Annotated in this window: 2 protein-coding genes; both read right to left on the reverse strand. The window is 40.8% G+C overall.

Annotation, left to right across the window (positions count from 1 at the left end; all coding sequences use genetic code 11):
* Positions 1-643: 643 nt before the first annotated feature.
* Positions 644-2,062: an ATP-binding protein gene (locus AB1414_17995; GenBank protein MEW6609306.1), complete on the reverse strand. Its 1,419-nt coding sequence runs from the start codon at positions 2,060-2,062 to the stop codon at positions 644-646.
* Entirely contained in the window at positions 2,040-2,717 is a 678-nt protein-coding gene (locus tag AB1414_18000; protein ID MEW6609307.1) for a response regulator transcription factor, read from the reverse strand. The genes AB1414_17995 and AB1414_18000 overlap by 23 nt, the downstream gene beginning before the upstream one ends.
* Positions 2,718-3,128 lie beyond the last annotated feature (411 nt).

The raw sequence follows: 3,128 nt of genomic DNA on the forward strand, positions 1-3,128 counted from the left end.
AAATAGTAGGCAAGTAGGTAGTAGGAAAGGGATAAAGGATGTGCACGGTATTCCTCTTCTGGGGACAATGTCTCCCCTTTCCTACTTCCCTACTCTCCTACTTTCCTACAGGCTGAATAGTTACAAAAATTGAAATTAATAGAAACTAATACTCGATATTCAAGTTTTTTTAAGATTAAGTGGTTTATCCTTTTTTAACCGCAAAGAACGCAAAGATTATAGTGCTCTGTTAAGATTGAAGTTGCATGTTACTTAGGTAATCGGTAATCAGTAATCGGAGATAACAGGTCATTGTTTTCTCTTCACCGATAACCTGATAACCGATAACTTTCTAAACATAGCAAAGCAAACTTAACAAAGCAATAGGTTGTTCACCACCTTATTTTCCTTCCTTTGCGTCCTTTGCGAAATCTTCCTTTGCGCTCTTTGCGGTTAAATCTTTATACCTTTAAAAAACTTGAACATCAAGTAATAGAAATTTATGGAAATTTGTTGTTTTCCACAATCAATTTCTACCTATTTCTATAAATTTCAATCTATTTCTATTATCTTATCTCCATATCGCCCTTATCTCCTTATCCCCTTTCGGACACTTTTGATATATAGCCTGAACGGTTACGAAGATGGTAGTATAAGGAGAGTTTCAACTGAAAGGAAGCCCCTCTGGAAGAATAATTTTAAAAGTACTTCCCATATCTGGTTGGCTGGTGACCGTCACTTTCCCGCGGTGAGATTGGACAATCGCCCTTACCATGCTGAGCCCCAGTCCGACTCCCTCCTGGGAGCGGCTTTTGTCACCCCGATAGAAGCGTTTGAATATATGTGGCAGGTCCTCTTCAGATATTCCGATACCGGTATCCTGGACAGTAATGACCACATCGCCATTATTCGCATCTAGCGAAATTTTCACCGTCCCTCTGGCAGGGGTATATTTTAGGGCATTATCAAGGAGATTGGAGAGCATACGTTGAATAAGCTTAAGGTCTGCCTGGATGATAAGCGGACCCGTAACATTGACCGTGAGAGAAATATCTTTTTTTTCAGCCACTGGTTCAAAAAGCTCACCCGCCTCGCGAATAACTGCGGCAAGATCAACCTCTTCTAATTTCAATTTCTGTGCTTCTGCCTCGGTTTCCGAGATAAACATCATGGTATTGAGTATTTCAAGCATTTTATCACATTGCTCGATTATCTCAACGGTCATAGCAATATACTCTTCAGTGGATCTGGTATAGGTTAGTGTAACTTCTGCCATACCGCGGATACTGGTAATCAGACTTTTCAGGTCATGAGCGATATCATCGGCCATCTGCCTTATCTCGGTAACCAGGGCAGAGATGCGGTCTAACATCCCATTAAAGGTGATGGCAAGCCGTTCGACTTCGTCCCCCCTTGCTTTAACAGGAACTCGTCTTTGGAGTGTTCCACTTGTCGATATATCCAGGGCTGTCTGTGTAACTTCCTCAACTCCCTTCATCGCCTGCCTGCCCATAAACCAACCCACCACAGCCGCAAGTATCATTATGAAACCAATTGTCCAGAGAAATACATCTCGTAATATCTTCAGGAATTCCATCTCTTCTTCAACCGATTTCCCAACCTGTAAGATTTTCCCCGGACCTATGGTTCCATAAATAATGCGCACCTCATACTCCCGCCTGGGAGAGGATAGTTTTTCATAGACAGAGGTTGTAGCACTCTTTATTTTCCGTAAGGCATTGGTAGTTGGGCCTAAATCTTTCCAATACGACATGTCGGTTGAGGCAACCACTTTCCCTTCAGGGGTTAAAATACGAAAGAATTCTTTATCCATTATCTCGTTTCCTGACTCAAAGACTAATGCCCGTTTAATTCCCTCCATACCACTTTCTGTATAAATTTCAGAAAACTTTTCTATCTCTTCAAGAAGCTCTGCATCAAAACGCTTTTGAATAATGTTTGAAGTCACAAAATAAAATAAGAAAAAAGCGGCCACTGACGAGATAATAAATATCATCGAATACCAGAGTGATAATCTAAATGCCAAGGTATTTTTTAGCCTAAGAAGGTTCTTTAAGAACATATCCCACTCCTTTAACAGTATGAATCAATTTTTTTGAAAATTCGCGGTCAACTTTATCTCGTAATTTGCTGATTCTAACTTCGACAACATTTGTCTGCGGGTCGAAATTATAGTCCCAGACATGTTCCATGAGCACGGTTTTGGAAACGATTCTTCCTTGATTGCGCATAAGATACTCCAGGAGGGAAAACTCACGGGGCTGCAGGTCAATTTTCTTCCCTTCTCTAATGACCTCATGGGTGAGAAGATTCATTCGCAGAGCGCCAACCGTAAGACTGGTAGGTTCTGTGGTTCCACTTGCCCTGCGGATGAGGGCTTGAATTCGTGCCAGAAGTTCTGCAAAGGCAAAGGGCTTGGTCAGATAATCATCACTGCCTGTTTGCAAGCCTTTTACCCGGTCTTCTATGCTTCTTTTGGCACTAAGAATAAGAACTGGCGTATTTACCTTGCTCTTTCTCATATTATCGATGAGGGTTAGACCGTCAATCATGGGCAACATTAAATCAACAATGACAACATCGTAGGGTTCATGTAAAGCCAGATGAAGACCATCTTCGCCATCTGTAGCATGGTCGACTGCAAATCCAGCCTCTTTGAGTCCCTTCAGAATGAAAGAGGCAATCTTTTTATCATCTTCAATTAGAAGTAAACGCATATATATCTCCTTTAGGTATTTTTTGCTTTCGTAACATTTTGCTTACGCAACATACTTCGTATTCTCACTTTGCTCAAAATTCGGATGTTACCTTCACTTTTGCCCATTATGAGGATATGTTACCACAAATTTTATCCTTGTGTCAATAGAAAATTTGGCTCTTTTGAAAAAAATCCGAAAATGTAACTATTCAGCCACTGATTAACACGGATTAGCACGGATAAAAAAATAAAATCAGTGTTAGAGAACACAGAGGGAATATATAACTACGAATCAACACGAAGAATAAAAAGATTTGTAGTGCGAGGCTTTAGCCTCGCTTCTGGCAAGCAGGAAAGCGAACCTAAAGGTTCGCACTACATTTATCGAATGTCACAGGTTAATTCGTGTCCATTTGTGGCTAATTTCTCT

It is taken from the genome of bacterium, assembly GCA_040755795.1.
Taxonomy (GTDB): domain Bacteria; phylum UBA9089; class CG2-30-40-21; order CG2-30-40-21; family SBAY01; genus JBFLXS01.